The organism is Pseudomonas sp. TH21, assembly GCF_016651025.1.
Classification (GTDB): Bacteria; Pseudomonadota; Gammaproteobacteria; order Pseudomonadales; family Pseudomonadaceae; genus Aquipseudomonas; species Aquipseudomonas aylmerensis.
The window spans coordinates 2,068,508-2,095,477 of sequence record NZ_JAEKEQ010000001.1; the positions used below are offsets into that span (position 1 = coordinate 2,068,508).

The 26,970-nt window shown below is 62.6% G+C and carries 27 protein-coding genes and 3 pseudogenes; 19 read left to right on the forward strand and 11 right to left on the reverse strand.

Translation table 11 applies throughout. From position 1 onward, the window contains the following. Positions 1-12: 12 nt before the first annotated feature. Both queD and JFU04_RS09340 read right to left on the reverse strand, forming a co-directional pair. Positions 13-369, reverse strand: a complete 357-nt coding sequence (queD, locus tag JFU04_RS09335; RefSeq protein ID WP_003190259.1) for a 6-carboxytetrahydropterin synthase QueD — start codon at positions 367-369, stop codon at positions 13-15. Positions 370-444: 75 nt separating this feature from the next. Beyond that, positions 445-1,524: a patatin-like phospholipase family protein gene (locus JFU04_RS09340; RefSeq protein ID WP_201143910.1), complete on the reverse strand. Its 1,080-nt coding sequence runs from the start codon at positions 1,522-1,524 to the stop codon at positions 445-447. Positions 1,525-1,684: 160 nt separating this feature from the next. On the opposite strand from JFU04_RS09340, the gene JFU04_RS09345 reads away from it, so the two are divergent. Genes JFU04_RS09345 through JFU04_RS09360 form a run of 4 tightly spaced genes read left to right on the forward strand, consistent with a single transcriptional unit; the run spans position 1,685 to position 4,282 of the window. Beyond that, positions 1,685-1,987: a PepSY domain-containing protein gene (locus JFU04_RS09345; protein WP_106804518.1), complete on the forward strand. Its 303-nt coding sequence runs from the start codon at positions 1,685-1,687 to the stop codon at positions 1,985-1,987. Beyond that, positions 1,987-2,298, forward strand: a complete 312-nt coding sequence (locus JFU04_RS09350) for a PepSY domain-containing protein (RefSeq protein ID WP_065907150.1) — start codon at positions 1,987-1,989, stop codon at positions 2,296-2,298. The genes JFU04_RS09345 and JFU04_RS09350 overlap by 1 nt, the downstream gene beginning before the upstream one ends. Next, positions 2,298-2,966, forward strand: a complete 669-nt coding sequence (locus JFU04_RS09355) for a response regulator transcription factor (protein ID WP_120448073.1) — start codon at positions 2,298-2,300, stop codon at positions 2,964-2,966. The genes JFU04_RS09350 and JFU04_RS09355 overlap by 1 nt, the downstream gene beginning before the upstream one ends. After that, positions 2,963-4,282 (forward strand): sensor histidine kinase, encoded by a 1,320-nt coding sequence (locus JFU04_RS09360; protein ID WP_106804517.1) that lies wholly within the window; start codon positions 2,963-2,965, stop codon positions 4,280-4,282. The genes JFU04_RS09355 and JFU04_RS09360 overlap by 4 nt, the downstream gene beginning before the upstream one ends. 302 nt (positions 4,283-4,584) lie before the next feature. On the opposite strand, the gene JFU04_RS30575 is transcribed toward JFU04_RS09360, so the two are convergent. Beyond that, positions 4,585-5,340 (reverse strand): methyl-accepting chemotaxis protein, encoded by a 756-nt coding sequence (locus tag JFU04_RS30575; protein WP_371920707.1) that lies wholly within the window; start codon positions 5,338-5,340, stop codon positions 4,585-4,587. Positions 5,341-5,442: 102 nt separating this feature from the next. After that, positions 5,443-6,732, reverse strand: a pseudogene (locus JFU04_RS30580) (HAMP domain-containing protein); the annotation flags it as partial. A 241-nt stretch (positions 6,733-6,973) separates the two neighbouring features. Here JFU04_RS30580 and JFU04_RS09370 point away from each other — a divergent pair. The 6 genes and pseudogenes from JFU04_RS09370 to JFU04_RS09390 all read left to right on the forward strand — a co-directional run bounded on the left by JFU04_RS09370 (position 6,974) and on the right by JFU04_RS09390 (position 12,689). Then, a complete protein-coding gene (locus JFU04_RS09370) occupies positions 6,974-8,293 on the forward strand; it encodes a Na+/H+ antiporter family protein (RefSeq protein WP_162946149.1) in 1,320 nt (439 codons plus the stop codon). A gap of 90 nt (positions 8,294-8,383) precedes the next feature. Further along, positions 8,384-9,205 (forward strand): annotated as a pseudogene (locus JFU04_RS30585) (cache domain-containing protein); the annotation flags it as partial. A gap of 102 nt (positions 9,206-9,307) precedes the next feature. Continuing rightward, entirely contained in the window at positions 9,308-10,063 is a 756-nt protein-coding gene (locus tag JFU04_RS30590; protein ID WP_446739694.1) for a methyl-accepting chemotaxis protein, read from the forward strand. Positions 10,064-10,165: 102 nt separating this feature from the next. Then, positions 10,166-10,834: an RraA family protein gene (locus JFU04_RS09380; protein ID WP_201143912.1), complete on the forward strand. Its 669-nt coding sequence runs from the start codon at positions 10,166-10,168 to the stop codon at positions 10,832-10,834. After that, positions 10,831-11,490 carry an RraA family protein gene (locus tag JFU04_RS09385; protein ID WP_201143913.1) on the forward strand — a complete coding sequence of 220 codons (660 nt, stop codon included), beginning with the start codon at positions 10,831-10,833 and terminating at the stop codon, positions 11,488-11,490. Before JFU04_RS09380 ends, JFU04_RS09385 begins: the two co-directional genes overlap by 4 nt. After that, complete coding sequence (locus JFU04_RS09390) at positions 11,487-12,689, forward strand: aminotransferase class I/II-fold pyridoxal phosphate-dependent enzyme (RefSeq protein ID WP_201143914.1); 1,203 nt, start codon at positions 11,487-11,489, stop codon at positions 12,687-12,689. Before JFU04_RS09385 ends, JFU04_RS09390 begins: the two co-directional genes overlap by 4 nt. Here the strand turns inward: JFU04_RS09390 and trhP are convergent. Then, positions 12,686-14,014 (reverse strand): prephenate-dependent tRNA uridine(34) hydroxylase TrhP, encoded by a 1,329-nt coding sequence (gene trhP / locus JFU04_RS09395; protein ID WP_201143915.1) that lies wholly within the window; start codon positions 14,012-14,014, stop codon positions 12,686-12,688. The genes JFU04_RS09390 and trhP overlap by 4 nt on opposite strands. A gap of 261 nt (positions 14,015-14,275) precedes the next feature. On the opposite strand from trhP, the pseudogene JFU04_RS09400 reads away from it, so the two are divergent. Both JFU04_RS09400 and JFU04_RS09405 read left to right on the forward strand, forming a co-directional pair. Next, positions 14,276-14,722, forward strand: a pseudogene (locus JFU04_RS09400) (thioredoxin family protein); the annotation flags it as partial. A gap of 107 nt (positions 14,723-14,829) precedes the next feature. Beyond that, entirely contained in the window at positions 14,830-15,897 is a 1,068-nt protein-coding gene (locus JFU04_RS09405; protein ID WP_201143917.1) for an AI-2E family transporter, read from the forward strand. Positions 15,898-15,900: 3 nt separating this feature from the next. Here the strand turns inward: JFU04_RS09405 and JFU04_RS09410 are convergent, their stop codons facing one another. From JFU04_RS09410 to JFU04_RS09420, 3 genes are all read right to left on the reverse strand, one after another. Then, positions 15,901-16,083 (reverse strand): hypothetical protein, encoded by a 183-nt coding sequence (locus JFU04_RS09410; protein WP_065907128.1) that lies wholly within the window; start codon positions 16,081-16,083, stop codon positions 15,901-15,903. A gap of 91 nt (positions 16,084-16,174) precedes the next feature. After that, the gene (locus JFU04_RS09415; RefSeq protein ID WP_065907127.1) at positions 16,175-16,369 is read right to left on the reverse strand and encodes a hypothetical protein; all 195 of its coding nucleotides are present in this window, start codon (positions 16,367-16,369) and stop codon (positions 16,175-16,177) included. Between the two features lie 233 nt (positions 16,370-16,602). Next, positions 16,603-16,956, reverse strand: a complete 354-nt coding sequence (locus tag JFU04_RS09420; protein ID WP_065907126.1) for a hypothetical protein — start codon at positions 16,954-16,956, stop codon at positions 16,603-16,605. 156 nt (positions 16,957-17,112) lie between these two features. On the opposite strand from JFU04_RS09420, the gene JFU04_RS09425 reads away from it, so the two are divergent. Continuing rightward, entirely contained in the window at positions 17,113-17,931 is an 819-nt protein-coding gene (locus JFU04_RS09425; protein ID WP_065907125.1) for a shikimate 5-dehydrogenase, read from the forward strand. Between the two features lie 942 nt (positions 17,932-18,873). On the opposite strand, the gene JFU04_RS09430 is transcribed toward JFU04_RS09425, so the two are convergent. Next, positions 18,874-19,521 carry a YceH family protein gene (locus JFU04_RS09430; RefSeq protein WP_065907123.1) on the reverse strand — a complete coding sequence of 216 codons (648 nt, stop codon included), beginning with the start codon at positions 19,519-19,521 and terminating at the stop codon, positions 18,874-18,876. Positions 19,522-19,646: 125 nt separating this feature from the next. Here JFU04_RS09430 and JFU04_RS09435 point away from each other — a divergent pair, with 125 nt between their 5' ends. Together JFU04_RS09435 and JFU04_RS09440 are read left to right on the forward strand one after the other, a co-directional pair. Next, positions 19,647-20,156, forward strand: coding sequence for a DUF1993 domain-containing protein (locus JFU04_RS09435; protein ID WP_065907120.1), 510 nt, complete (start codon positions 19,647-19,649; stop codon positions 20,154-20,156). A gap of 158 nt (positions 20,157-20,314) precedes the next feature. After that, positions 20,315-21,469, forward strand: coding sequence for an MFS transporter (locus JFU04_RS09440; RefSeq protein ID WP_201143918.1), 1,155 nt, complete (start codon positions 20,315-20,317; stop codon positions 21,467-21,469). 1 nt (position 21,470) lies between these two features. Here the strand turns inward: JFU04_RS09440 and nhaR are convergent, their stop codons facing one another. After that, positions 21,471-22,382 (reverse strand): transcriptional activator NhaR, encoded by a 912-nt coding sequence (gene nhaR, locus JFU04_RS09445; RefSeq protein ID WP_065907114.1) that lies wholly within the window; start codon positions 22,380-22,382, stop codon positions 21,471-21,473. A 134-nt stretch (positions 22,383-22,516) separates the two neighbouring features. Here nhaR and JFU04_RS09450 point away from each other — a divergent pair, with 134 nt between their 5' ends. The 4 genes from JFU04_RS09450 (at position 22,517) to mnmH (ending at position 25,772) form a co-directional block, all read left to right on the forward strand. Further along, entirely contained in the window at positions 22,517-22,762 is a 246-nt protein-coding gene (locus tag JFU04_RS09450; protein ID WP_201143919.1) for a hypothetical protein, read from the forward strand. A 28-nt stretch (positions 22,763-22,790) separates the two neighbouring features. Further along, entirely contained in the window at positions 22,791-23,540 is a 750-nt protein-coding gene (locus JFU04_RS09455; RefSeq protein WP_065907112.1) for a TerC family protein, read from the forward strand. Positions 23,541-23,634: 94 nt separating this feature from the next. Then, a complete protein-coding gene (gene selD / locus JFU04_RS09460; protein WP_201143920.1) occupies positions 23,635-24,669 on the forward strand; it encodes a selenide, water dikinase SelD in 1,035 nt (344 codons plus the stop codon). Then, entirely contained in the window at positions 24,669-25,772 is a 1,104-nt protein-coding gene (gene mnmH, locus JFU04_RS09465) for a tRNA 2-selenouridine(34) synthase MnmH (protein WP_201143921.1), read from the forward strand. Before selD ends, mnmH begins: the two co-directional genes overlap by 1 nt. A gap of 112 nt (positions 25,773-25,884) precedes the next feature. On the opposite strand, the gene JFU04_RS09470 is transcribed toward mnmH, so the two are convergent. After that, entirely contained in the window at positions 25,885-26,940 is a 1,056-nt protein-coding gene (locus JFU04_RS09470; RefSeq protein WP_120448084.1) for a permease, read from the reverse strand. Between the last annotated feature and the right edge of the window lie 30 nt (positions 26,941-26,970).

The window sequence follows — 26,970 nt, forward strand, 5'->3', positions numbered from 1 at the left end:
CATCTCGCCGGCTTACTCGCCGCGATAGATGCAGCCGCTGGTGCAGGTTTCATGGATGCGGATCGCACTGAGTTCCGGCAGCAGGGGTTTGAGCTCATTCCAGATCCATTTGGCCAGCACTTCGCTGGTCGGGTTTTCCAGGCCGGGGATGTCGTTGAGGTAGTTGTGGTCGAGGCGTTCGTAGAGCGGCTTGAAAATCGCCTTGATCTCCGAGAAGTCGCGAATCCAGCCGGTATGCGGATCCAGGTCGCCGCTCAGGTGGATCGCCACCTTGAACGAATGCCCGTGCAGGCGCCCGCATTTGTGGCCTTCGGGTACGTGGGGCAGGCGGTGGGCGGACTCGAAGGTAAATTCTTTGAAGATTTCCACAGTATTTTCAGCTCGGTCAGTATCTGGCAGGCGGCGAGTTTAACAGTTTGATTCGCCGCCGCGCATACCGCTGGGTCAAAGTGGCTGCAGGTGTTCGCCCAGCTCGCCGTTATCGGCCAAGCGCAGAAACTCATCGCCGAGCCGCCGGCTCTCGCTCATTGCGGTTTGCCAGTATTTGTTGCGGCTCGGGTCGTCGCCCATGAAACGCTTGAAGTCGCTGCGGTCCGGCAGTTTGCCGTGGGGCAGGCGTGCCAGGTAATCCCGGGACGGCGCCAGCAGCAACACATCCTGCAAGCCTTGTTGATTGCTGCGCCGCCACGGCAGGCCCTTGTCGAACCAGCCGGGGATGACCCGGTCGGTGAAGTGCGGGTACAGCACAATGTCGTCGCCGTGGTAGGGCAGGTCGAGGTGGTAGTCCAGCAGGCCGCCGTCGCGGAAAGTGCCGGCACCCGCGCCGGGCAGGTCGCGCACGCCTTGCATGACCATAGGGATGGAGCCCGACGCCAGCAGCGCCTGGCGCAGGTTGCCGAGTTCCAGGTTGACGAAGCGCGACGGGAAATCCTTCAGCGCATGCAGCGGCGGCGCCTGGCGTGGGTCGTGGATGATCAGCCGCTCGAAGTGCCGCGCCAGCCGCGCACGCCCGCGCAGGTTGTCGGCAATCACCGACGACAGGCCCAGGCCCAGCCGTCCGCGATGGTCATCGGCGAGCAGGCCATGGCTCTTGACCACCATGATGTTCAGGCGATAGTCGGAGTTGTCCAGCACCCGCGCGTCGCGGCCGGCCAGCAGGTCGTCGAGCATGCGCTGGCAACTGCGGCTGACCTCGGCCATGGTCACGCCCTTGGCAAAGCGCTGTTCGTTGTAGAGGCGGCCAAGGTCCAGCAGGCCTTGCACCGGGTCGGGCAGGCAGGCACTGGCAAACCGCCAGGAGCCAATCGACGCACCGATCAGCGCGCGCTCGCGAGGCGCGCGTGGCAGCCAGTCGCCGAACAGCGCCAGGTCCAGGCCCTGGATTCCGAGCGCCTTGGGCCCGCCGGCCGCACCGGGGAGGATGCCCACATCCGCAGGCGCCAGGCCCCGTTCACGAATGCGCGCAAAGGCGCGGGTGCCGGCCTTGAGCGTCAGGGCGGGGAATTTGATGTGGATGGCTGTCATACCGGTCTCTGTTGAAGCAAGCAGGGCATTATAGGAAATCTCAGCCGATGTGGGAAAAACGCAGTCCGGCGAAATTGCCATGGTGGCAATTCAGTTTCAGTTAAGTTGCAGCAGGTACCGTTACCGGCGTAGGAAAAACATCGTGTAACGGAGACTCCTCATGAAGCGCCTCACAGCTCTGGCCGCCGCCGTTATCATCGCCATCACGGCGAGCCGGGCCGGAGCCGTGGACCCGGACAAACCACTGACCGTGCCCGCCACTGTTACAATTGTCGCTTTCGATCAACTCGACGCTACGGCCCTGGCCCTGCACCCCGGCTCGACGCTGCTGGACACCGATCTGGACGAGGCCTACGGCAAGTATGTCTACGAGGTCGAACTCAAAGATGCCGACGGCATTGAATGGGATATTGAATTGGACGCGCTCACCGGGCAGGTTCTCAAGAATCATCAGGATACGTAATGAAGGTAAATTTACCCGCCGGCAGTCGAGTGGCGTTGGTGCTCATGGTTTTCTGCTCGAGCCTGGCGGCCCGCGACCTCAATCAGGATGAAGCCCTGGCGCTGCGCCAGCAGGGCGTGATCCTGCCGCTGGAGCAACTGTTGCAGCAGGCCATGGCGCGCTACCCCGGCTCGCGGCTGCTGGAGGCTGAGCTGGAGAAAAAGCATGGCAAATATGCCTATGAAGTCGAACTGGTGACCACCGAAGGGGTGGTACGCGAGATCAAGCTGGACGCAAGTACCGGTGTGCTGATCAAAGACGAGGAAGACTGATGCGCCTGCTCCTGGTGGAAGACAACGTACCCCTGGCCGATGAACTGCTCGCCGGCCTGCAGCGCCAGGGCTATGCCGTCGATTGGCTGGCCGATGGCCGCGACGCCGTCTATCAGGGCCGCAGCGAACCCTATGACTTGATCATCCTCGACCTCGGCCTGCCGGGGCTGCCCGGGCTTGAAGTACTGGCGCAATGGCGTGCCGCCGCGCTGGCTACCCCGGTGTTGATTCTCACCGCCCGTGATTCCTGGGCCGAGCGTATCGAAGGGCTCAAGGCCGGCGCCGACGATTACCTGAGCAAACCTTTTCACCCCGAAGAGTTGCACCTGCGCATCCAGGCACTGTTGCGCCGTTCCCATGGGCAGGCCAACCAACCGACCTTGCAAGCCGCCGGCCTGCATCTGGATGAAGGCCGTCAATGCGTGCTGCGCGATGGCGACGAGATCCAGCTGACCGCCGCCGAATTCCGCTTGTTGCGCTACTTCATGCTGCACCCCGAACAGATCCTCTCGAAAAGCCACCTGGCCGAGCACTTGTATGACGGCGAAACCGAGCGCGACTCCAACGTGCTGGAAGTGCACGTCAACCACCTGCGCCGCAAGTTGGGGCGCAGCGTGATTGAAACCCGGCGTGGCCAGGGTTATCGATTTGGCGCCAGCCCTGCATGAAGTCGATCCAGCGACGCCTGAGCCTGGGCTTGATCAGCGTGATGGTGATCGTCGGCGTAGTGCTGGCGCAGACCAGCCTGTGGTTGTTCGAAGCCGGCTTGCAGCGCTATCTGGAAGCGGGCCTGCGCAACGACGCCGAGAACCTGCTGGTGGCACTGGTGCGTGGGCCCAACGGCGTGCAGCTGGATGAACAGCGCCTGTCGCCGGCTTACCAACGGCCGTTTTCCGGGCATTACTTTCGGATCGACTTTGCCGATGTCCACTGGCGCTCGCGCTCGTTGTGGGACCAGGAACTGCCCCAACTGCCCGAGGCCGGTCTCAAGGGCAATCTGCAACTGGGGCCGGAAGGCCAGCAACTGCTGGTGCTGCGTTCGGACTACAAACGCTTTGGCCAGCCGATTTCCATCAGCGTGGCCCAGGACTACACGCCGGTGCGCGAAAGCTTTCGCCTGATGCGTCAGATCGGCCTGGTACTCGGGCTGGCGGCGTTGCTGCTGGTGTTGATCCTGCAACGGGTCACCGTACGCCGCGCCTTGCGCCCGCTGGAAACCGCACGCAACCAGATCGCGCAATTGCAGCAGGGCCAGCGCTCGCAGCTCGACACCCAGGTGCCGCTGGAGCTGGAGCCCCTGGTGGCACAGATCAACCACCTGCTGGCGCATACCGAAGACAGCCTCAAGCGTTCGCGCAACGCCCTTGGCAACCTTGGGCACGCCCTGAAAACCCCGTTGGCGGTGCTGTTGAGTGCAGCTTCAAGCGAGGCGCTCAAGGATCATCCCGAACTGGGCAAGCTGCTGCGTGACCAGTTGGAGCAGGTGCAGCAACGTCTGAATCGTGAACTCAATCGCGCGCGCCTGGCCGGTGAAACCCTGCCCGGTGCGTTGTTCGACTGTGAAAAAGAACTGCCCGGCCTGCTCGCCACCCTCAACATGATCCACGGCGAGCACCTGGACCTCAGCTACCAGGTGGCCCCAGGCCTGCATTTGCCCTGGGACCGTGAGGACCTGCTCGAACTGCTCGGCAATTTGCTGGACAACGCCTGTAAATGGGCGGATGCCGAAGTGCGGCTGAGCATCAGTGAGACTCCGCAGAGTTACCTGCTGGCGGTCGAAGATGACGGCCCCGGCATTCCGGAAACCCAGCGTGACCAGGTGTTCAGTCGTGGCGCGCGCCTGGATGAGCAGATTGACGGCCATGGCCTGGGGCTGGGGATCGTGCGCGATATCGTCGAGGTGTGGGGCGGGGTGTTACAACTGCAGGAGTCCGAGCTTGGCGGGCTCAAGGCGCTGATCGAACTGCCCAGACGCCAGGGCTGAGGCATACCCCAATCCCCTGTGGGAGCGGGCTTGCTCGCGAAGGCGGTGCGTCAGTGGATGTATTCGGTGGCTGATCCACCGCTTTCGCAGGCAAGCCAGCTCCCACATTTGATCTGCGTACGCCCGCCGTACCCGAGCCATACCAGGATCCCCTGTGGGAGCGGGCTTGCCCGCGAAGGCGGTGTGTCAGTGGATGCATTCGGTGGCTGACCCACCGCTTTCGCAGGCAAGCCAGCTCCTACCTTTGATCTTCATACACCCGAGACCCCGAGACATACCCCACAGCGGATCTACTTCAACCTTCAGACCCGGAATTGATCCATCAACCCCTGCTGCTGGTTCGCCAGGCTGTTCAGTGCCTGGCTGACGCGCGCGGATTCATTGGCCTGCTCGGACAGCGACTCGGTCACATCGCGGATCGTGGCCACGTTGCTGTTGATCTCCTCGGCCACCGCGCTTTGCTCTTCGGCAGCGCTGGCGATCTGCAGGTTCATGTCGCTGATCACCGTGACCGCCTCGCCAATCTGGCGCAGGGCGGTGACGGCCTCGCCGACTTGTTCGACGCTGCCCTGGGCCTGGCGATAGCTGTTGCCCATGGCGCCGACCACATCGGTGGTGCCACTCTGCAATTGCTCGATGACCAGGCGGGTTTCTTCCACCGATTCCTGGGTGCGGCGTGCGAGGTTGCGCACTTCATCGGCGACCACGGCAAATCCGCGACCGGCCTCACCGGCGCGGGCGGCTTCGATGGCGGCGTTGAGCGCCAGCAGGTTGGTCTGCTCGGCAATGCCGCGAATCACTTCCAGCACCGAGCCGATTTTCTCGCTGTTGGCGGCCAGGCCTTCGACCTGGGTCATGGCGGTGCTCATGTCTGCCGCCAGGTGCCCGATATTGGTGGTGGTGCGGTCGATCACCGTCAGGCCTTCGCGGGTCGCCTGGTCGGCATCGCGTGCGGCCTGGGCGGCCTGGGCAGCGCTGCGGGCGACGTCCTGGGCGGTGGCGCTCATCTCATGGGAGGCGGTGGCCACCTGGTCGACCTGGCGGTATTGCTGTTCCATGCCGGCGCTGGTTTCGGTGGCGATTGCGGCGGACTGGTCGGCCGTGCCACGTGCATCCTGCACCGAGCGTTTGACCTCGGCGATGATCGGCTGCAGCTTGTCGAGAAAGCGGTTGAACCAGCCCGCCAGTTGGCCCAGTTCATCTTTCTTGTCGTAGGCCAGGCGCCGGGTCAGGTCGCCTTCGCCACTGGCGATGTCTTCGAGCATGTGCGCTACGCCGAGGATCGGGCGGGTCACGCTGCGGGCCATCAGCCACACCAGGATCAGGCCGAGCACGGCGGCGAGCAGTCCCAGGCTCAGTTCCAGCAAGGTGCCCCGGGTGTTGTCGGCGTCCATCTGGGCTTTCAGCGCTTCGGCAGGGCCGACCAGGACTTTTTCCGGTACATCCAGCAACACACCCCACGGCTTGCCGTCGGGAATCGGTGCAAACGGTGCCAGCACCTTTAGTTGGTGGTCGGTACGCAGGCTGCGGATCTGCGTGCTGCTGGCCAGGGCGCTGATCAGTTGCGCACCGCTGGCGCTGTCGACCTGGTCCAGGCGCTGGCTGAGTTTGCTGGCGTCCGCGCTGTAGCCGGCGAGCAGGCCGGTCGGGCTGAGGATGCTGACTTGGGTCTGGCCGTCGTAGAGCTTCTGGCTGGCGCGTTGGCTGATGGCCTGCAGGCTATTGAGGTTGATGTCCACCGACAACGAGGCGATGACTTTGCCGTTGACCATCAAGGGGAACACGATGCTGGTCATCAGCACGTTCTGCCCGTCGATCACATAGAAGTAGGGCTCGATCACGCACGGCTTGAGGGTGGTGCGCGGGCAGGTGAACCAGGCGTTGGCCTTTTCACCGCTGGGGCCGACGGAGGTGTCGGACATGTCGCTTTCCGGCAGCGGCATCGAGGTCAGCTTGCCGGGCGTCGGTTGCGACCAATACAGGGCAAAGCGGCCCTTGTCGTTGCTGCCCAGTTCAGCCTGGTTGGCGAACAGCTCGTCCTTGCCGTCCAGCGCATTGGCTTCGAACACCAGTGACAGGCCGAGCAGGTCCGGGTTGGCCTGCAGCGCGGCCTTGACCTGGCGGGTCAGGTCTTCGCGGGTGTCGAAGGCGTCGAGGAAGCGCTTTTCGGCCTGCTCGCGCAAAAACAGTACCTGGCGGGAAAAGCCATGGCCGTATTGATAGGCGTCCATGAATTGCTGGCGGATGCCCAGCGCCTGCACTTCACCCTGAGCCTCGATGCGCGCCTGGGCGGCCTCATCGAGCATTTGCATGCTGGAGGCTTTGACCTGCTCGGAGCTCTGCGCCATGCGATACAGCGACAGACCCACCAGCAGGGTCACGATCCCCAACAGGCAAAGGCCGGCGAGCAGGGTGATTTTCCATTGAATGGACAGCTGTCTGAGGGACATCGAGGAGCATCCTTAACCTGAAAACACAGAGAGCCTTTGTATCGGCCGCCGTGGAACTTTCTTTATTCAAACGTTCAATTTAAAGCTTAAAGCGGCGTCGTTTTTTGACATGCAGCCCTGCCTGCTGCAAAGTGCGCGCCCTCTAATAAGACCTCCTTCAAGCCTGCACGCTGGCAGCCACCCCTCGGCCGCCCGGGCGCGGGCATGCCTGTTTTTTATGTTTCTGCTTGAGGTAACCATGATTAACGCAGTCATCGCCGCGGTCGGCACCATGCTGGTGCTCAGCTTGTCCCGCGTGCATGTGGTCATCGCCATCATCGTCGGCGCCCTGGTTGGCGGGCTTACCGGTGGCCTGGGTATCGAGGCCACGCTCAAGGCCTTCAATGGCGGCTTGGGCGGCGGCGCGACTGTGGCGTTGTCCTACGCCTTGCTCGGCGCTTTCGCGGTGGCAATTGCCAAATCCGGCCTGGCCCACGCCTTGGCAGACAAGGCCCTGCTGCTGGTCGACCGCCAGGAAGCCACCGGCGGCAGTCACGTCAAATGGCTGTTGATCGGCCTGCTGTGGGTGGTGGCGATTGCCTCGCAGAATATTCTGCCGATCCATATCGCGTTTATCCCGCTGCTGGTGCCGCCGCTGCTCTACGTATTGACCAAGCTGCAACTGGACCGCCGCCTGATCGCCTGCGTGATGACTTTCGGCCTGATCACCCCGTATATGTTCCTGCCGGTGGGCTTCGGCAATATTTTCCTCAATCAGATCCTGCTGGCCAATGTGGCCAAGAGCGGGGTGGATATCAGCCAGGTCAACGTCACCCACGCCATGGGCTTGCCCGCGCTGGGCATGGTCGTTGGCCTGCTGGTGGCGGTGTTTGTCAGCTACCGCAAGAAGCGCGTGTATGACCTGGAGAAAATCGAGCGGGTCGAGCAGGTCGCGGTGCAGTACAACCCGCTGACCCTGCTGGTGGCTGGCCTGGCGATTGCCGCGGCGTTCATCATCCAGCTGTGGCTGGACTCGATGATCATCGGCGCCCTGGCCGGGTTCCTGATTTTCTCGGTGTCGGGCATCGTGCGCTGGCGCGACACCGACGACCTGTTTACCGAAGGCATGAAGATGATGGCCATGATCGGCTTCATCATGATCGCCTCGTCGGGGTTTGCCGAAGTGCTCAAGGCCACCGGCGACGTGCGTTCGCTGGTGGAAGCCTCGGCGGCGTTCATCGGCCATAGTCGTGGCGTGGGCGCGTTGTTGATGTTGCTGGTGGGGCTGCTGGTGACCATGGGCATCGGCTCGTCGTTTTCCACGGTGCCGATCCTGGCCGCGATCTTCGTGCCTCTGTGTGTGCAACTGGGCTTCAGCCCGCTGGCCATCGTGTGCATCGTCGGCACCGCCGGGGCCCTGGGCGATGCCGGTTCGCCTGCCTCGGACTCAACCCTCGGCCCGACCTCCGGCCTGAACATCGACGGCCAGCACCACCATATCTGGGACACCGTGGTGCCGACGTTCCTGCACTACAACATCCCGCTGCTGGCGTTCGGCTGGCTGGCCGCGATGACCCTCTGACACACCGCCGTTCCGTAGGAGCCGGCTCCTACAGATCCCAGGCGCATGGCCGATAACCTCTCAAGTCGCCACTAATAAGAGAGAAAAGCCATGCGTCTGAGTTTGAAGGCCAAAGTCCTGTCCCTCGCCGTTGTGCCGGTGTTGCTGTTTGCCGTGGTGATCAGCCTGACCACCGTGTGGATCCTGCAAGGCCAGGCACGCAACGAAGTGGATGAAACCCGCCAGCGCCTGCTCAACGACGCCAAGGCGACCCTGCAGAGCTACGTCGAAGTGGCCATGACCACCATCAAGCCGCTCTACGACGCGGCGGCTCCCGGCGACACGGCCGCGCGGGCCCAAGTGGTCAAGCTGCTGTCCAACACCAGCTACGGCAAGGACGGCTACTTCTTCGGCTACGACTCCGAGACCATTCGCCTGTTCAAGGGCAACAGCCCCGACGGCGTGGGCAAGAGCTTCAAGGACAACCGCGACCCCAACGGTGTCTACGTCAACCGCGACCTGGTGAAGGTCGGCAAGGACGGCACGCACTACCTGCAATACAGCTCGACCCAGCCCGGCCAGACCGAACTGGTGCCCAAGCTCGGCTACACCGAATACCTGCCGAAGTGGGACATGGTCATCGGTACGTCGGTGAACCTGGATGGCATCGAAGCCCAAGTGGCGGTGGTCGAGGCCAAGGTCGAAAAACGCATGGAAGGCGTGCTGCTGAGCATCCTCGGCGTGGCGGTGGTGGTGTTGCTGGTGATCGCCGCCGTCGGCATGGTGCTGGCCAACACCATCCTGCGCCCATTGCATTTGATGAAAGCCAACCTCGACGACATCGCCGCCGGTGAGGGCGACCTGACCCGTCGCCTGGCCATCACCAGCCAGGATGAACTGGGCGACCTGGCCGGCGCGTTCAACCGCTTTGTCGACAAGATCCACGGCCTGGTGCGCCAGATCACCGAGATGACCAGCCAACTCACCGGCCTGGTCAGCCAGGTCTCCGACCAGGCCCAACGTTCGGAACAGGCCATGGAGCGCCAGCGTCACGAGACCGACCAGGTCGCCACCGCGATCAATCAGATGTCGTCCGCCGCCCAGGAAGTCGCGCGCAGTGCCCAGGGCGCCTCGGTGGCCGCGCAGCAGACCGATGTCGAAGGCCAGGCCGCCAAGCGCGTGGTGGATGGCAGCATTGCGCAGATCCATGCGCTGGTGAGCGACATCCGCAGCAGCGGCGTATCCCTCGACAGCCTGCAGCAGGACGTATCGTCGATTGTCAGCGTGCTCGGCGTAATCCGCTCGATCGCCGAACAGACCAACCTGTTGGCGCTCAACGCAGCGATTGAAGCCGCGCGAGCAGGCGAGGCCGGGCGCGGGTTTGCGGTGGTCGCCGACGAAGTGCGTGCACTCGCCAGTCGCACCCAGACCAGCACCCAGGAAATCCAGGGCATGATCGACCGTCTGCAAAAAGGCACCGTGGCTGCCGTCGACGCCATGCGCCGCTCCAGCGATGCGGGCGACGGCACCTCGGCCCAGGCCAATGAAGCCGGGGCGTCGCTGGACACCATGGCCCAGTTGATCGGCACCATCAATTCGATGAACGCGCAGATTGCCAGCGCCGCCGAAGAACAGACCGCCGTGGCCGAGGAGATCAACCGCAGCGTGCATCAGATTGCCGTGGCAGTCGACAGCGTGGCCGATGAAACCCAGCGGGGCGCCCAGACCTCGCGCAGCCTGGCGGATTTGGGCCAGCGCCTGGGGCAACTGGTGGGGCAGTTCCGCATCTGAGCAACCATAGCTTGGGCGTATGTCTGCCTAACGTTAATACGAATATACCCATCACAGCGCCTCAGTGAGACTTGAGCCCCAACCACAACAGGGGCTCATCTCATGTCACCTCCCGACCCGCTTCAGCGCCTGGCTGAACTCGACACCAACACCGTCTCCGACGCCCTCGACTTCCTGCAACTGCCAGGCGCCGTGGTGGGCATCCGCCCGTTGTGGGACTGCCCCAAGGTGGTCGGCCGCGCCAGCACGGTCAAACTGGCACCCAAGACCGACGCCGCGCCCGGCGTGCACCTGATCTCGCCGGTGATCGACGCAATCACCACGGATGATCGCGTGCTGGTGATCGCCGGGGGCCTCGATGGCATCTCGTGCTGGGGTGACATCATCGCCAATGCCGCCGTGGCCAAGGGCATTCGCGGTTCGGTGATCGACGGTTTCAGCCGCGATATCGACGGCAGCGCGTCCATCGGCTACCCGGTCTACGGGCGTGGCGTGACTATGATCAGCGCGCGCAATCGCGTGGTGCAGGTCGATTCCGGCGTGACCATCCGCGTCGGCGGCGTGGACGTTGCGCAGGATGACTACGTGATCGCCGACCGCTGCGGCAGCGTGTTTATCCCGGCTGCGGTGATCGACCAGGTGCTGGCGTTGAGCGAGCGCATCGCCGCCCGTGAAGCGGGGATGATCGATGCCGTGCGCAGCGGTCGTTCGGTCGCCGACGTGATGCATGACCGCCAATTTGAAGCCATCCGCGTGGAGCCTGCCCAATGAACGATCAACAGCTTGTCGCCCTGTTCGAAGGGCTCGACACCCCGGGCGTCTCGGATGCCATGGACAAACTGGGCATCGCCGGCCAATGCCTGGGAATCGCACCGCTGGATAATTACCCCGGCACCGTGGTGGGCCCGGCGTTCACCGTGCAATACGTACCGGCCAGCATGCCGCCGGGTTCGGTGGGCGACTTTATCGAGGACGTGTTGCCGGGGGATGTGGTGGTGATCGCCAACGCCGGTCGCACTGACTGCACCGTGTGGGGCGACATCATGACCCAGTACGCCGGCAGCCGTGGCATCGCGGCGACGGTGATCGATGGCGTGTGTCGCGACGTCAGCAAGGCCTTGGGCGATGGTTACCCGCTGTTTACCCGAGGCCGCTACATGCGCACCGGCAAGGACCGTGTGCAAGTCCTGGCGGTGAACCAGCCGGTGGCTATCAGCGGCGCCCGTGTGTGTGCGCGAGACATCGTGGTGGCCGATGCCAATGGCGTGCTGGTGGTGCCCCGGGCGCGTGCCGAGGAAGTCGCGCGTACCGCCCGCCAGATCGAGGCCGTCGAATCGCAGATCCGGGCGCAGATCGAAGCCGGCAAGACCCTCAGGCAGGCCCGTGAATCCCTGGGCTATCACACCTTGCAGAGGAAGGACGCGTGAATACTCTGAACAAGCGCCTGGCCCAGGCCAAGCCTTCCGCCACGTACCGCATCATCGACCGCGTGGCCGCCCGCCGTGCCGAAGGTGCGAAGATCATCTCGCTGTGCGCCGGTGAGCCGGATTTCGACACGCCGGAGCACATTCGCCAAGCCGGTATCGACGCGATCCGCAACGGCCAGACGCGCTACACCCAGGTCGCCGGCGTACGCGCCTTGCGTGAAGCCGTGGCGGATAAATTCCGCCGTGAAAATGGCCTGGACGTAAGCTGGCAGGACACCCTGGTGAGCAACGGCGGCAAGCATGTGATCTACAACGCGCTGGCCGCCACGCTGAACGAAGGCGACGAGGTGATCGTGCCCGCGCCGTATTGGGTCAGTTACCCGGAAATGGTCGAGTTGTGCGGCGGCACGGCGAAGATCGTGGCGTGCAGTGCCGAAGACGCTTTCAAGTTGACGCCCGCCGCGCTGGACCAGGCGATCACCCCCAGCACGCGCTGGCTGATCCTCAATTCGCCGTCCAATCCGACCGGCGCGGTGTACAGCCGCGAGGAGCTGCAGGCCCTGGCGCAGGTAGTGTTGCAGCATCCCCATGTGCTGGTGCTGGCGGACGATATCTACGAGCACTTGCTGTTCGACGGGCAAACCTTCCACACCCTGGCGCAAGTGGAACCTCGGTTGGCACCGCGCGTGCTGACCATGAACGGCGTGTCCAAGGCCTACGCCATGACCGGCTGGCGCATCGGTTTCGCCACCGGGCCGCGCTGGTTGCTGGAGGCCATGGAAAAACTCCAGGGCCAGCAGACCTCGGGAGCCAGTGCGATTTCCCAGCAGGCCGCCATCGCGGCATTGAACGGCCCGCAGGCTTTTATCCAGCAGTCGCGGGCGGTGTTCGAGGCGCGTCGGGACTGGGTGGTGGCTTTTCTGAATGCCACGCCGGGTTTGGAGTGCTTGAAACCCTCGGGTGCGTTCTACGCCTTCGCGTCCTGCGCCGGCCTGCTCGGTCGTACCACACCTGGCGGCACGCTGCTGCGCACCGATGAAGACGTGGCGCACGCGTTGCTCGACGAAGCCAATGTGGCGGTGGTGCACGGCAGTGCGTTCGGCCTGGCGCCGTACCTGCGCATTGCCTATGCGCTGGATGAGGATTCCTTGCGCCAGGCGTGCGAAGCGATCCGCCGGTTTTGCCTGGCGACCCGCTAGAGGTCGCGCATCAGCAGGCCAAACTGCAGGTCCATCTCGGCGGGCAGGGGCACATACACCGTGTGCCCATCCCCCGGCGCTACTTCGATGGCTTCGCCCTTGGCGTTGTGCAGGGTGGCCAGGTCAAAGTGAAAGTTGCCGGTGGGCGTCATCAATTCCAGGTGGTTGCCCACGGCAAAGCGATTCTTGACCTTGACCTCGGCCAGTTCGCCGCGCCGCTCGCCGGTCAACTCGCCGACAAACTGCTGGCGTTCCGAGACTGAGCTGCCGTTCTGGTAGTTCTGGTATTCGTCGTGCACATGGCGGCGCAGGAAACCTTCGGTGTAGCCGCGCTGGGCCAGCGACTCCAGGTCGGTCATCAGGCTGCGGTCGAATTCACGGCCGGCCACCGCATCATCAATGGCGCGGCGATACACTTGGGTGGTGCGCGCGCAGTAGAAGTGGGATTTGGTGCGGCCTTCGATCTTCAGCGAATGCACGCCCATCCGGGTCAGGCGCGCCACATGCTGCACCGCGCGCAAATCCTTGGCGTTCATGATGTAGGTGCCGTGTTCGTCTTCGAAAGCGGGCATCTGCTCATCCGGACGGTTGGCTTCCTGCAGCAGGAAGACCTGGTCGGTCGGGGTGCCGATCCCCAGCGTCGGTTCGAATGCCTGGACGATATCGCCGGTGGCATTTTCCACGGCCGGCGTGGCCTGGTACTTCCAGCGGCAGGCATTGGTGCAGGTGCCCTGGTTGGCGTCGCGTTTGTTCATGTAGCCCGAGAGCAGGCAGCGCCCGGAATAGGCCATGCACAGGGCGCCGTGGACGAACACTTCCAGCTCCATGGCTGGCACCTGCTGGCGGATTTCGTCAATTTCCTCCAGGGAAAGCTCACGCGACAAAATGATCCGGCTGATGCCTTGCTGCTGCCAGAACTCCACGCTGGCCCAATTCACTGTGTTCGCCTGCACCGACAGGTGGATCGGCATCCACGGGTAGTTGCGGCGCACCAGCATGATCAGCCCCGGGTCGGACATGATCAGTGCATCCGGGCGCATGGCGATCACGGGCGCGAGGTCTTTGAGGAAGGTCTTCAGCTTGGCGTTGTGCGGCGCGATATTCACCACCACGTAGAAGCGCTTGCCCAGCGCGTGGGCTTCCTCGATACCCAGGGCCAGGTTGGGGTGATCGAACTCGTTGTTGCGCACGCGCAGGCTGTAGCGCGGCTGGCCGGCATAGACCGCATCGGCGCCGTAGGCGAAGGCGTAGCGCATGTTTTTCAGGCTGCCCGCGGGGGCAAGCAGTTCAGGGGCTGGCAGTGGGGAGGCAATCGCAGGGAGCATGGGCGTGGGTCGCAAAAGGGCGCGAGGGTAGTGCAGGTGGGCCGGCGGTTTATTGATCCAGGTCGTCCTTTGGCGATTTTGTATCGCTGTGTATCGCCAGCTAGGTGTGGACACAGACGTGATACCTCCGGGGCGTTCAATGGCGCTCCCCGTCTCCACAAGGTCATCCCCATGCGACTTATCACGGCCGTGTTTGCCGGCCTGCTGCTGGCTTTCGCGCTGATTTCCAGCCAGGTGGCAGGCAATGAGAGCAACGAGCCCCAGGGCGCCATGCCGTCGCTGGCCGGGGCGGTCGAATGGCTCAACTCACCGCCGCTGACACCCGAGATGCTCAAGGGCAAAGTGGTGCTGGTGGATTTCTGGACCTACGATTGCGTCAACTGCCGCCGGGCGCTGCCGCACGTCAAGGCCTGGGCCCAGCGGTATGCACGGGACGGCCTGGTGGTCATTGGCGTGCACACCCCGGAATATGCCCACGAGCACATCATCGCGAATGTCAGGGAGCAGGTGCGCAAGCTGGGCATCACCTACCCGGTCGCGATCGACAACAACTATGCGATCTGGCGCAATTTCGATAATCAGTACTGGCCCGCGCATTACCTCATCGATGCCCAGGGCCAGGTGCGCTACAGCCACTTCGGCGAGGGCCGGTATGACGCGCAGGAGGCCATGATCCAGGCGCTGTTACGTGAGGCGGAGGGCCATTGAAGATTGCGGTCTATGCTGGTGGGATAAAGGATGGCACTCCCAGGTTTCGCAGTGGACTAAGCAACAGGGCCTACACAGGCCCTCTGCTTTTCTGACATGGACCGGACATGAATCAATCCAACCTGCAATTCAAAACCCTGCTGTTACTGCTGGTCCTGGTGACCATCGCCTTCATCTGGATATTGCTGCCGTTCTACGGCGCAGTGTTCTGGGCGATCATCCTCGGCATCATCTTCGCCCCGATGCAGCGCCGCCTGCAGCAGCGCTTCGGCTGGAACCGCAACCTGACGTCCCTGACCACCTTGGCGGTGTGCCTGGTGATCGCGATTTTGCCGGTGATCATCACCAGTGCCTTGCTGGTGCAAGAGGGCGCCACGCTGTACAAAAACGTCGAGAGCGGCAAGCTCGACGTGGCCGGCTATATCGAGCAGTTCAAGAACTTTTTGCCGCCGTACTTCCAGCACCTGCTCGACCGCTTCGGCATGGGCAACCTTGAAGGGCTGCGGGAGAAGATCGTCAAGAGTGCGATGCAGGGCAGCCAGTTCTTCGCGTCCCAGGCATTCAGTTTTGGCCAGGGCACGTTTGATTTCCTGGTGAGCTTTTTCATCATGCTGTACTTGCTGTTTTTCCTGCTGCGCGACGGCCCTGATCTGGTGCGCAAGGTGCGCACGGCAGTGCCGTTGGCCGAACCGCAGAAGCGCCGCCTGCAGCTCAAGTTCAATCGGGTGGTGCGCGCGACGGTCAAGGGCAACGTGTTGGTGGCCGTGACCCAGGGCGCGCTGGGTGGCCTGATCTTCTGGTTCCTGGACATTCCCAGCGCGTTGCTCTGGGCGGTGCTGATGGCGTTTTTGTCACTGCTGCCGGCAGTCGGTGCGGGGATTGTCTGGGGGCCGGTGGCCCTGTACTTCCTGCTGAGTGGTTCGATCTGGCAGGGCGTGGTGCTGGGCTTGTTTGGCGTATTTGTGATCGGCCTGGTGGACAACGTGCTGCGCCCGATCCTGGTGGGCAAGGACACGCGGATGCCGGACTACCTGATCTTGATCTCGACCCTTGGCGGCCTGTCGGTATTTGGCCTGAACGGCTTTGTGATCGGCCCGCTGGTGGCGGCGCTGTTCATGTCGACCTGGGCGCTGTTTGTCGAAAGCAAGCCGCGGGTCAAGCTGCCCTTGCCTTGAGTTTCAGGCGTGGAGCCTGAAGCTCGACGCCTGTCGCAGTTGCTGTTCGGCGGCGGACAACGAGGTGAGCGGGCCGCTGATGGCCTCGCCATCGCGTACCAGGTACCAGCAGGCGAGCAACCCCAGTTCCCGCAGAGGGGCGGGGACGGCGCTGCCGATAACGGACATGATTTGAACAGTGGGCATAAGAACCTCCAATCGCTATGGAGGTCACCTTACGGTGCCGGGAGCCGTAGGAAAAATCACCTGGCTCGATAGTCGACATCGACGTGAGGCGTCAGTCCACTACCTGATCGAGCATGTTCACCACTTCCTGCTCACTGAGCAGACCCTTGTGCACCAGGTTTTCAGCCAGCAGCGCGAGGAACTTGGCGCTGCGATGGCCTTCCAGGTGCTTGAGCTCGGTGAGGGCGCTATAGACCTTGCTGGACGTGCACAGGCCAGCGGTGCGATGTGGGTTTTGCGTGGGCATGGTCAGCCGTCCTTGTTGTTATTGAGTGGACAGGATCGATAGTGAGAGTGTGTCGTGACACAAACATGACAGCGCGAGGCCCCATCAAGCAAGTAGACATTGGCCTCAATCATGTGCGATTTCACCCGTGTCATTGTCCTCAGAGCGACCTTGGCCGCATAAATTCGGACGTTGCACGCAAAAAAAAGGCCCCGCGTATAAGCGAGGCCTGTTTCAGACAGGACGATTGGGCGTTACCAGCCGCGGCCGTAATAGCCGTGGGGAGGGCCGTAGTAACCACGCGGTGGACCGTAGTAGACCGGTGCGGGGCGGTAGTAGACCTGCTGTTGCACATACACCGGTGGTGGCGGTGCGTAATAGACGGGCGGTGGGGCGGCATACACCGGCTGAGGTTGCACATATACCGGTTGCTGCACATAGACTTCGCGGGGTTGGCTGGCAACCACGGAGCCTACGACGGCTGCGCCGACTAACGCACCCAAGACAGCCGGGCCACCCCATCCACCACCGTGGGCGGAGGCTTGGCCGGCCATAGCGAGTGCACCGATAAGCAAGGCGATCTTGGGGATTTTACGAATCATGGTCATTCCTCGGTTAGCCCCTGCGCTTGTGGTCTGCAATCAATAGACTCAAGTAATGTCGCGGGGATACTTTTAAGACAACGTATTTCTGAAAAACAGCACGGCCGCTAGGTAAAGGTTGTGTAAGGTCTGTACCGATTTGCTTACTCAAAGGAGTTTTCCATGCAGATGCACCCCAACAAGGACACCCAACTGTGCATGTCACTGTCGGCGCGTCCCGGGAACTTTGGCCTGCGATTCCATAACCATCTGTACGAACAGCTGGGTCTGAACTTCTACTATAAAGCTTTCAGCAGCCAGGATTTGCCCGGCGCGATAGGTGGTATTCGCGCGTTGGGCATACGTGGTTGCGGGGTTTCCATGCCGTTCAAGGAAGCCGCCATTGCCTTGGTGGACGAACTCGACGATTCGGTTCAAGCCATCGACTCTCTGAACACCATCGTCAACACCGACGGCCATCTCAAGGCCTACAACACTGACTACATCGCCATTGAACAACTGCTGAAAAAGCATGCGGTGCCGAAAGCATCGACCTTCGCCCTGCGCGGCAGCGGCGGTATGGCCAAGGCCGTTGCCAGTGCCTTGCGCGACGGCGGTTATGCCAATGGCGTGATCGTGGCGCGCAACGCTGCAGCCGGCCAGGCATTGGCCCGCAACCTTGGGTACGAATGGCAAGCCGACCTGGGTGACCTGCGCCCCCAGATGCTGATCAACGTGACGCCGATCGGCATGACCGGCGGGGCCGAGGCGGATGCGCTGGCGTTCGCGGCGCAAGCGGTGGATGCCGCGCAAACGCTGTTCGATGTCGTTGCGATCCCCGCCGAAACGCCGCTGATCGTGCGCGGTCGGGCACAAGGCAAGCAAGTGATCACGGGCTTGGAAGTCATCGCCATTCAGGCGTTGGAGCAGTTTGTGCTCTACACCGGCGTGCGGCCTACGCAGGAGCAGTTTGAGGCGGCCGTAGCCTTCGCCCGAAGCTGAAAGCTGGCGCCGAGCCAAGTGTGGGATCGGGATTGCTCGCGAATGCGGAGTATCCGTTAAGCATTCATTGACCGACACACCCTCTTCGCGGGCAAGCCCGCTCCCACAGGGGGGCCTGGTATGACTCGGGTATGGCGGGTGTGTGGAGAACAAATGTGGGAGCTGGCTTGCCTGCGAAAGCGGTGCATCAGCCACCAAATGCATCAACTGACAGCCCGCCTTCGCGAGCAAGCCCGCTCCCACAGGGGGATCCTGGTATGGCTCGGGTTCCCGGGTGTATGGAGATCAAATGTGGGAGCTGGCTTGCCTGCGAACGCGGTGGGTCAGCCACCGAATGCATCAACTGACACACCACCTTCGCGAGCAAGCCCGCTCCCACAGGGGGATCCTGGTATGGCTCGGGTATGGCGGGCGTACGCAGATCAAATGTGGGAGCTGGCTTGCCTGCGAAAGCGGTGGATCAGCCATCAAATGCGTCAACTGACACACCGCCTTCGCGGGCAAGCCCGCTCCCACAGGGGATTTTGGTGTGACTCGGGTATGCGGGTGTATGGAGATCAAATGTGGGAGCTGGCTTGCCTGCGAAAGCGGTGGATCAGCCACCGAATGCATCAACTGACACACCGCCTTCGCGAGCAAGCCCGCTCCCACAGGGGGATCCTGGTATGGCTCGGGTTCCCGGGTGTATGGAGATCAAATGTGGGAGCTGGCTTGCCTGCGAAAGCGGTGCATCAGCCACCAAATGCATCAACTGACACACCGCCTTCGCGAGCAAGCCCGCTCCCACAGGGGGATCCTGGTATGACTCGGGTATGGCGGGTGTATGGAGATCAAATGTGGGAGCTGGCTTGCCTGCGAAAGCGGTGCATCAGCCACCAAATGCATCAACTGACACACCGCCGCCTTCGCGAGCAATCCCGCGTATTCACATTCTAGATGGGTTCAGCCCTGTTCGAGCTGGGCCAGACGCTCTTCCAGTGCTGCAATTCGTGCTTCCAGCTCTTCTATTCGCTCTGCAGAAACCCCCGTACTGCGCTCCACCGGATTCCCGCGGGCCGCGATGATCGCTTCAATATCCGCAGGATCTCCCAGCGCATGGGTATAGCGGTCTTCCCGCTGCCCTGCCTGACGTGGCACCAATACTGCCAGCCCGCGCGCAATCAGGCGTTCGAGCTGATGCACGACCTGCTCGGCATCTTCAAAGTCATGCATGCGCCCGCTGCGCGTCAGCAGTTCGTTGACCGTCTGCGGCCCGCGCAAAAACAACAGCCCGGTGAGGATCACCTGGGCGGGCACCAGTTCCAGCGCCTTGTCCACGCGATGCTCCCAGCGATCGGCGCGGCTGCCCATCACCAGGCGGGTGAAGCCCTGACCTTCGAGCACCCGCAGGCTCTGGCCGACCTGGCCCTGGCTGAGGTTCATCACCGGCTCGCGGCTGGTCTTCTGGTTGCAGGCCAGCACCAGCGCGTTGAGGGTCAGGGGGTAGGTTTCCGGGTTGGTCGCCTGTTTTTCGATCAGGCAGCCCAGGACGCGGATTTCCGTGCTGTTCAGGCGCGGCTCAGGGGTGTCGGTGTCGTGCTCGGCGGTCATCGCGCTTTCCCTATGCAGTGAGCGCTCTAGCCTAATCCTGAAAAAATAAAAGACAAGCCGCGCGCGCGGCTGGCGTGTCTATAATCGCCGCTGGTTCAAACCGTGCCATTACCCATGAGACTGCCATGACTATTTCCCTGTACGCCGCTTCCGTCCCGGTCTTCAAGCAAATGCTCACCGCCCTGAGCGATGTGCTGAACAAAGCCGAAGCCCACGCCACCGCCAAGAACATCGAGCCCAACGCCTTGCTGCAGGCACGTCTGTTCCCGGACATGTTCCAGCTGGTGCGCCAGGTGCAGATCGCCGTCGACTTCGCCAAGGGCGTTTCCGCGCGCCTGGCCGAGATCGAAGTGCCTAAATACGAGGACTCCGAAGTGACCTTCGCCGACCTGCAGGCGCTGATCGCCAAGGTCCTGGCTTTTGTCGACAGCATCAAGCCCGAGCAAATCGACGGCAAGGAAGGCATCGAAATCATCACCCGTCCAGGCACGCCGAAAGAGAAGCGCTTCAGCGGCCAGTCCTACCTGCTGACCTACGGCCTGCCCCAGTTCTTCTTCCACGTCACCACCGCCTACGCCTTGCTGCGTCACAACGGTGTGGAAGTGGGCAAGCGCGACTACATGGGCGCGTTCTAAGTCGTAACGCCGCAAAGCCCGGTCGATGCCTGCAGGCATCGCCGGGCTTTTCCATGGGCTACACCGACACACTCTGTTAAGATTCAGCATCCTTTTTTCATCCTATCTGCCAGCGAACCTTCGGGTTGTCGTTGGTGTTGCTGTTTCTGGAGTTTTTGATGCTGTTTCCCATCCTGCTGCTGTCGGCCGCCGGCTTTACCGTGCTGACCACAGAATTCGTCATCGTCGGCCTGCTGCCGTCCATCGCCCGGGACCTGAATGTCAGCGTGTCCCAGGCCGGGCTGCTGGTGACCCTGTTCGCGTTTACCGTGGCCGCATTCGGCCCGTTTCTGACCGCCTACTTCGCGCGTTTCCCACGCAAGCGCCTGTTTATCAGCATCCTGATTCTGTTCGGCGTCGCCAACACCGTGGCCGCGCTGGCGCCGAACATCTGGGTGATGGCATTGGCGCGCTTGATCCCGGCCTTGGGCCTGCCGGTGTTCTGGGCGCTGGCCAGTGAAACGGCGGTGGACATCGTCGGCCCCGAATACGCCGGGCGCGCCATCGAGAAAATCGGCTTTGGCATCGTCTGCGCCACGGTGTTCGGCATTCCGGTGGGTACGCTGATTTCGGATATGTTCGGCTGGCGCACCGCCTTTGCCATCCTTGCCGTGGTCGCGCTGGCCAAGGCCGTGCTGCTGTTTATCTACCTGCCGGTGACGCAGCCGAAGAACGACCAGGTGACGTTGCGCTCGCAGTTCAAGATCCTGCGCAACCCGCTGATGCAGGGCCATATCCTGCTGTCGATCTTGGTGTTCAGTGGCATGTTCACCGCCTACACCTACCTGGCCGACATCCTTGAGCGCCTGGCCGGCTTCGACGGCACCCTGGTGGGTTGGTGCCTGATGGGCTTTGGCGCGGTCGGGTTGCTCGGCAACTCACTGGGCGGGCGTGCGGTGGATCGGCACCCGCTGATTGCCTCCATGGTGTTCTGCGGCTTCATGATCGCGGGCATGGTTGCGCTGGTGCCGGCGATTCATTCCACCGTTGGCCTGGCCGCGGCGATGGCCGTGTGGGGTGTGACCCAGGCGGCGATGTTCCTGGTCAGCCACGTGCGGCTGATGAAGGCCGCGCCCCATGCGCCGGCGTTTGCGGCGTCGCTGAATATCGCCGGGGCCAATCTCGGGATCGGCCTGGGGGCGATGGTCGGCGGGCACGTGATCGACACTCTTGGCCTGGGCAGCCTGGGTTTCGCGGCTTCCGGCTTTATCCTGGTGTCGATCCTGCTGGCGTTGTGGCTGATGACCGCCAAGCCTACAGCGACCTGCAGCTGACTCAGGTGGGCGCGGGCAGGGCGGTAAACAGCTCGCGCCGTGCCCCTTCGGTGATTGCCACGATGCCGGGGTGCTTGACCTTGCGCTCCACCGAGATCGCATAGAAGGACTCGGTGACCGCGTCGGTCTGGCCCATCAACACCACGCCGTACTGGCGCACCACCTCATCGGCGATCACGCTGGGCGCGATGAAGATCCCGCTGCCGGATTGGCCAAAGGCCTGCATCAAGGCGCTGTCATCGAACTCGCCGATGATCTTCGGCTGAATCTGCTGTTCGGCAAACCAGCGTTGCAAACGGCTGCGCACCACGGTTTCCGCACCCGGAATCAACAGCGGCGCACCGTGCAGGCACTGTGGGAAATCTCCCGCATACCGGTCAGCCAACGCCCGGGTGGCGAAAAAGCTGATGCCACATTCCCCCAGTCTCTGGCTGTAGCCTTTAATGTCCAGGTGCGTAGGCATAGGGCTGTCGGAGATCACCAGGTCCAAGCGCTGGATCGCCAGATCGGCCAATAACCGTTCGAGTTTGTCTTCACGGCAGGTGATGCGGATTGGCTCGCTCAATTCCATGGTCGGCGCAATCAAGCGATAGACGATGGACTTGGGCACCACATCCGCCACCCCGACCCGGAACAGGATCTGCTGCTCATTCGGTTGCGCGCGCAGCATCGCCTCCAATTCATTGCCGGTCTGGAACATCTGTTCGGCATAGGGCAGGGCGCGGCGCCCGGCTTCGGTCAGCTCCAGCTGGCGGCCGACCCGCTGAAACAGCGCGATGCCGAAGGTCTGTTCGAGCAGGCTGATCTGCCCGCTGATGGTCTGGGGCGTGAGGTTCAGTTGCTCGCAAGCGCGCACGATGCTGCCGGTCTTGGCCACGACCCAGAAATAATGCAATTGACGATAATTGAGCATGCTGTGCGTCACTTCGTAAAAATCGAAGTATACGCGAGAAAAATACGAATTTTCCTGAACTGTTCGCCTGCATAGAATGCCTCGCTATCGAGGGGCCAGTATTTGGACCCAATGGTTCTAACGAGGAATACATCATGAAACTCAATTCCCTGGGCGCGGCGTCGTTGCTTGCGCTTTCATTGGTGATGATCAGTGGTTGCGATCAAGTCGAAAAAAGCGCGCAGCAAGTGATCGGCAAAGCCACCGAGTCGGCCAAGCAGGCCATCGATGACACGCACAAGGCCGCCGAGCAGGCATTGAGTGAAGCAACCCAAGGCTTGATCAGTCCTGAAAAGCAGGAAGACGAGCAAGAAGAATCGAATAGTAACAAAGAAGCCTAATTTCCCAGCACAACGTCAGGACTGACCTATGGACTACCTTTTACAACTGGCCGCCAGCCCCACCGCCTGGGTCGCCCTGGCGACCTTGATCGTGATGGAAATCGTGCTGGGTATCGATAACCTGATCTTCATCTCGATCCTCACCAACAAATTGCCGGAAAAGCATCGTGCCAAGGCGCGTCGCATCGGCATCAGCATGGCGTTGGTGTTGCGCCTGGGCCTGTTGAGTACCATCGCATTTATCGTGCAGTTGACCACGCCGGTGTTCGAAGTCCTCGGCCAGGCATTTTCGTGGAAGGACATGATCCTGATCGCCGGTGGTCTGTTCCTGGTGTGGAAGGCTACTACCGAGATCCACCACAGCATGGACCCTGAGCCGGAGGAAAAGGAGACCACCGGTAATGTCGTGTCCATCGGTTTTGCCGCGGCGATCGGCCAGATCCTGATGCTCGACCTGGTGTTCTCCATCGACAGCATCATTACGGCCGTGGGCATGACCGAGCACCTGCCGATCATGATCATTGCCGTGGTGACCTCGGTGATCGTGATGCTGGTGGCGGCCGAGCCGCTGGCCAAGTTCATCAACGACAACCCGACCGTGGTGATGCTGGCCCTGGGCTTCCTGATCATGATCGGCATGACCCTGATCGCCGAAGGCTTCGGTGCCCATGTGCCTAAAGGCTACGTGTATGCAGCCATGGCGTTCTCGGCCGTGATCGAGTGCCTGAACATCGCCCGACGCAACCGCCACAAGCGTTTGCTCGCTGCCCGCCAGTAATCGCTGAAACAAACCGGCCGGCTGTGCTCACCAGAGCCCAGCCGGCCTTTTGCTGTCTGCTAGAATCCGCCCACTTGATAGATTGAGGTCCACCATGAACGAGCCGATTCGCCTTACCCAGTACAGCCACGGCGCCGGGTGTGGCTGCAAGATTTCGCCGCAGGTGCTGGAAGTGATCCTCGCCGGCAGCGGTGCGCAGAACCTCGACCCCAACCTGTGGGTGGGCAACGCCTCCCGCGACGACGCGGCGGTGTATGCCATCGACGACGAGCGCGGCGTAGTGTCCACCACCGACTTTTTCATGCCGATTGTCGATGACCCCTTCGACTTCGGCCGGATCGCCGCGACCAACGCGATCAGCGACATCTACGCCATGGGCGGCGATCCGTTGATGGCTATCGCGATTCTTGGCTGGCCAGTGAATGTGCTGGCGCCGGAGATCGCCCGCGAAGTGATCCGTGGCGGTCGCTCGGTGTGCGACGAAGCCGGGATTCCGCTGGCGGGTGGACACTCCATCGACGCACCTGAGCCGATCTTCGGCCTGGCCGTGACCGGCCTCGTGCAAAAACGCCATATGAAACGCAACGACACCGCCACCGTCGGCTGCCGCCTGTACCTGACCAAGCCGCTGGGCATCGGCATCCTCACCACTGCCGAAAAGAAGGGCAAGTTGCGCGAGGCGGATATCGGCCTGGCCCGTGACTGGATGTGCACGCTGAACAAGCCGGGCAGCCGCTTCGGCAAGTTGGCGGGAGTGACCGCCATGACCGATGTCACCGGTTTCGGCCTGTTGGGCCACTTGGTGGAAATGGCTGACGGCAGCGGCGTAACGGCGCGCATCGAATACGCCAAAGTCCCACGCCTGCCGGGGATCGAGGACTACCTGGACCAGGGCTGCATGCCTGGCGGCACCTTGCGTAACTTCGACAGCTACTCAAGCAAGATCGGACGCTTGCAGGAGTTGCACAAGCGCGTGCTGTGCGACCCGCAGACCAGCGGCGGCCTGCTGATCGCGGTAACCCCGGAAGGTGACGTGCAATTCCACACCGTGGCCGCCGAACTCGGCCTGAGCCTTGAGCCGATCGGTACACTGGTTGAGCGACAGACCCACGCGGTAGAGGTGTTTTGATGGCGACTGACATCACCGACTACCGCGACATCTTCCTCAACGACCGGCCGATGATGGACACCCGCGCGCCGGTTGAATTCGTCAAGGGTGCCTTTCCCGGCGTGATCAACCTGCCGCTGATGACCGATGACGAGCGCCAGCGCGTCGGCACCTGCTACAAGCAGCAGGGCCAGCAAGCCGCCATCGTGTTGGGGCATGAGCTGGTATCGGGCGCGATCAAGGCCGAGCGTATCGAGCACTGGGCGCGGTTTGCCCAGGCCAATCCGGACGGCTACCTGTATTGCTTTCGTGGCGGGCTGCGCTCGCAGATCGTGCAGCAATGGCTGAAAACCGACGCTGGCATCGATTACCCGCGCGTCGGCGGTGGCTACAAGGCCATGCGCACCTTTCTGCTGGAGACCCTTGACCAGGCGGCGGCCCAGTGTGATTTCGTGTTGCTCGGCGGCATGACCGGCACCGGCAAGACCGAAGTCCTCGGCCAATTGCGCAATGCACTGGACCTGGAAGGCCACGCCAACCACCGGGGTTCCAGCTTCGGCAAGCGGGCCACGGCGCAACCGTCCAACATCGACTTCGAAAACCGCCTGGCAGTGGACCTGTTGAAAAAACGCGCGGCGGGCATCGAGCAATTTGTCGTCGAGGACGAAAGCCGCATGATCGGCAGTTGCGCGCTGCCATTACCGTTGCACAAGGGCATGCAGACCTTTGCGATGGTGTGGTTGGAGGACAGCGTCGAAGGCCGCGTCCAGCGGATCCTGCGCGATTATGTCGTCGACCTGTGCGCGGAATTTATCGCGGTGTTTGGCGAGCAGGGCCAGGCATTGTTTGCCGAGCGCCTGACGCAGAGCCTGGCCAATATCCACAAGCGCCTGGGCGGTGAGCGTTCCCAGCGCTTGCAGGTGATCATGCAAGAGGCGCTGGCGGAACAGGTGCGCAGTGGCGCCGTGGAGTTGCACAGGGTGTGGATCGAGTGTTTGCTGCGCGAGTATTACGACCCGATGTACGCCTTCCAGCGCGAAAGCAAAGGCGCGCGGATCGAGTTTGCGGGGGAGCAGGGCGCGGTGCTGGAGTATCTGCGCGAACGGGTTGCCAGACGCGAATAAAGGGCGGGTAGAAGCCTGTTCGCGAGCAAGCCTGCACCCACATTTGACCGGGTTCCTCCAGGGTAACCACCGTCAAATGTAGGCGCGGGCCTGCTCGCGCTTCATTCAGACGCTAAAGAATCACCGCTCCAATCAAGCCGCATACCACCCCCACGAGCATGGTCAGCCCGGCCACCGTCACCAGCACTCGCGCGTCGAAATCCTTGCGCAGCATCAACAGCGACGGCAGGCTCACGCTCGGCAAGGTCATCAGCAGGGCCACGGCTGGGCCGGTGCCCATGCCCAGGGTCATCATGGTTTGGACGATGGGAATCTCGGCAGCGGTGGGAATCACGAATAGCGTGCCGACAATCGCCAGCGGCACCAGCCACACCAGGCTGTTGGCCATGGCGCCGTCCACATGCGGGAACAGCCACACTCGCGCCGCGCCCAGCACCAGCACCGCGAGGATATACACCGGGATGGTGCTCCAGAACAGCTGCCACAGGGTGCTCAGCCAGCGCCCGAGGAAAGGCTGCGCATCCGCCTGGCTGACGTCGGCGACTGCCTCCAGTGCCGCTTCCGGCACCTGGTCCGGCCGTGCAATGCGCTGCGCCACCAGCGACACACCGACCACCAGCACAATGCCAGCCACCAGCCGCAAGGCGGTAAAGCCCCAGCCGAGTACAAAGCCCATGAACACCAGCGTCGCCGGGTTGAGTACCGGGTTGGCGATCCAGAACGCCAGCGCCGCGCCCACCGACACCTGCTGGCGGCGCATGCCCGCCGCGACCGGTGCCGCGCAGCAACTGCACATCATCCCCGGCAAGGCGAACAGCCCGCCGCGCAGGGTCGATCCCAGCCCGGCGCGGCCAAACAGGCGCAGCAACCAGTCGCGGGGGATCAGCACCTGCAGCAGCGAGCCGAGGATCACCGCCAATACGGCGGCTTTCCAGATCGCCAGGAAATACACTTGGGCATACGCCAGCGCTGCCGCCAGCGGCGAGCTTTGCTGGTCATTGAGGATCGAGGCGCCGATGTTGTGGTTATCCGCGGCCACAAACGCCTTGAGGTAGTAGGGCGACCACTTCACGTAGTAGAGGCCGACACAGGCGACCAGCAGGAACAGCGCTGGTTTCCACCAGAAAGACCAACCCCGGGAGGGCTGGGAGGAGGTGAGGTTGGGCATGGGGATGATCCGCAGATGAGTCAATAGCGG

Bases quoted from the DNA above. Each gene is read 5' to 3' on its own strand.
- JFU04_RS09340 (WP_201143910.1), bottom strand. From the start codon at position 1,524: ATGACAGCCATCCACATCAAATTCCCCGCCCTGACGCTCAAGGCCGGC.
- JFU04_RS09345 (WP_106804518.1), top strand. From the start codon at position 1,685: ATGAAGCGCCTCACAGCTCTGGCCGCCGCCGTTATCATCGCCATCACG.
- JFU04_RS09350 (WP_065907150.1), top strand. From the start codon at position 1,987: ATGAAGGTAAATTTACCCGCCGGCAGTCGAGTGGCGTTGGTGCTCATG.
- JFU04_RS09355 (WP_120448073.1), top strand. From the start codon at position 2,298: ATGCGCCTGCTCCTGGTGGAAGACAACGTACCCCTGGCCGATGAACTG.
- JFU04_RS09360 (WP_106804517.1), top strand. From the start codon at position 2,963: ATGAAGTCGATCCAGCGACGCCTGAGCCTGGGCTTGATCAGCGTGATG.
- JFU04_RS30575 (WP_371920707.1), bottom strand. From the start codon at position 5,340: ATGGAACAGCAATACCGCCAGGTCGACCAGGTGGCCACCGCCTCCCAT.
- JFU04_RS30590 (WP_446739694.1), top strand. From the start codon at position 9,308: ATGGAGCGCCAGCGTCACGAGACCGACCAGGTCGCCACCGCGATCAAT.
- JFU04_RS09380 (WP_201143912.1), top strand. From the start codon at position 10,166: ATGTCACCTCCCGACCCGCTTCAGCGCCTGGCTGAACTCGACACCAAC.
- JFU04_RS09385 (WP_201143913.1), top strand. From the start codon at position 10,831: ATGAACGATCAACAGCTTGTCGCCCTGTTCGAAGGGCTCGACACCCCG.
- trhP (WP_201143915.1), bottom strand. From the start codon at position 14,014: ATGCTCCCTGCGATTGCCTCCCCACTGCCAGCCCCTGAACTGCTTGCC.
- JFU04_RS09405 (WP_201143917.1), top strand. From the start codon at position 14,830: ATGAATCAATCCAACCTGCAATTCAAAACCCTGCTGTTACTGCTGGTC.
- JFU04_RS09410 (WP_065907128.1), bottom strand. From the start codon at position 16,083: ATGCCCACTGTTCAAATCATGTCCGTTATCGGCAGCGCCGTCCCCGCC.
- JFU04_RS09415 (WP_065907127.1), bottom strand. From the start codon at position 16,369: ATGCCCACGCAAAACCCACATCGCACCGCTGGCCTGTGCACGTCCAGC.
- JFU04_RS09420 (WP_065907126.1), bottom strand. From the start codon at position 16,956: ATGACCATGATTCGTAAAATCCCCAAGATCGCCTTGCTTATCGGTGCA.
- JFU04_RS09425 (WP_065907125.1), top strand. From the start codon at position 17,113: ATGCAGATGCACCCCAACAAGGACACCCAACTGTGCATGTCACTGTCG.
- JFU04_RS09430 (WP_065907123.1), bottom strand. From the start codon at position 19,521: ATGACCGCCGAGCACGACACCGACACCCCTGAGCCGCGCCTGAACAGC.
- JFU04_RS09435 (WP_065907120.1), top strand. From the start codon at position 19,647: ATGACTATTTCCCTGTACGCCGCTTCCGTCCCGGTCTTCAAGCAAATG.
- JFU04_RS09440 (WP_201143918.1), top strand. From the start codon at position 20,315: ATGCTGTTTCCCATCCTGCTGCTGTCGGCCGCCGGCTTTACCGTGCTG.
- nhaR (WP_065907114.1), bottom strand. From the start codon at position 22,382: ATGCTCAATTATCGTCAATTGCATTATTTCTGGGTCGTGGCCAAGACC.
- JFU04_RS09450 (WP_201143919.1), top strand. From the start codon at position 22,517: ATGAAACTCAATTCCCTGGGCGCGGCGTCGTTGCTTGCGCTTTCATTG.
- JFU04_RS09455 (WP_065907112.1), top strand. From the start codon at position 22,791: ATGGACTACCTTTTACAACTGGCCGCCAGCCCCACCGCCTGGGTCGCC.
- selD (WP_201143920.1), top strand. From the start codon at position 23,635: ATGAACGAGCCGATTCGCCTTACCCAGTACAGCCACGGCGCCGGGTGT.
- mnmH (WP_201143921.1), top strand. From the start codon at position 24,669: ATGGCGACTGACATCACCGACTACCGCGACATCTTCCTCAACGACCGG.
- JFU04_RS09470 (WP_120448084.1), bottom strand. From the start codon at position 26,940: ATGCCCAACCTCACCTCCTCCCAGCCCTCCCGGGGTTGGTCTTTCTGG.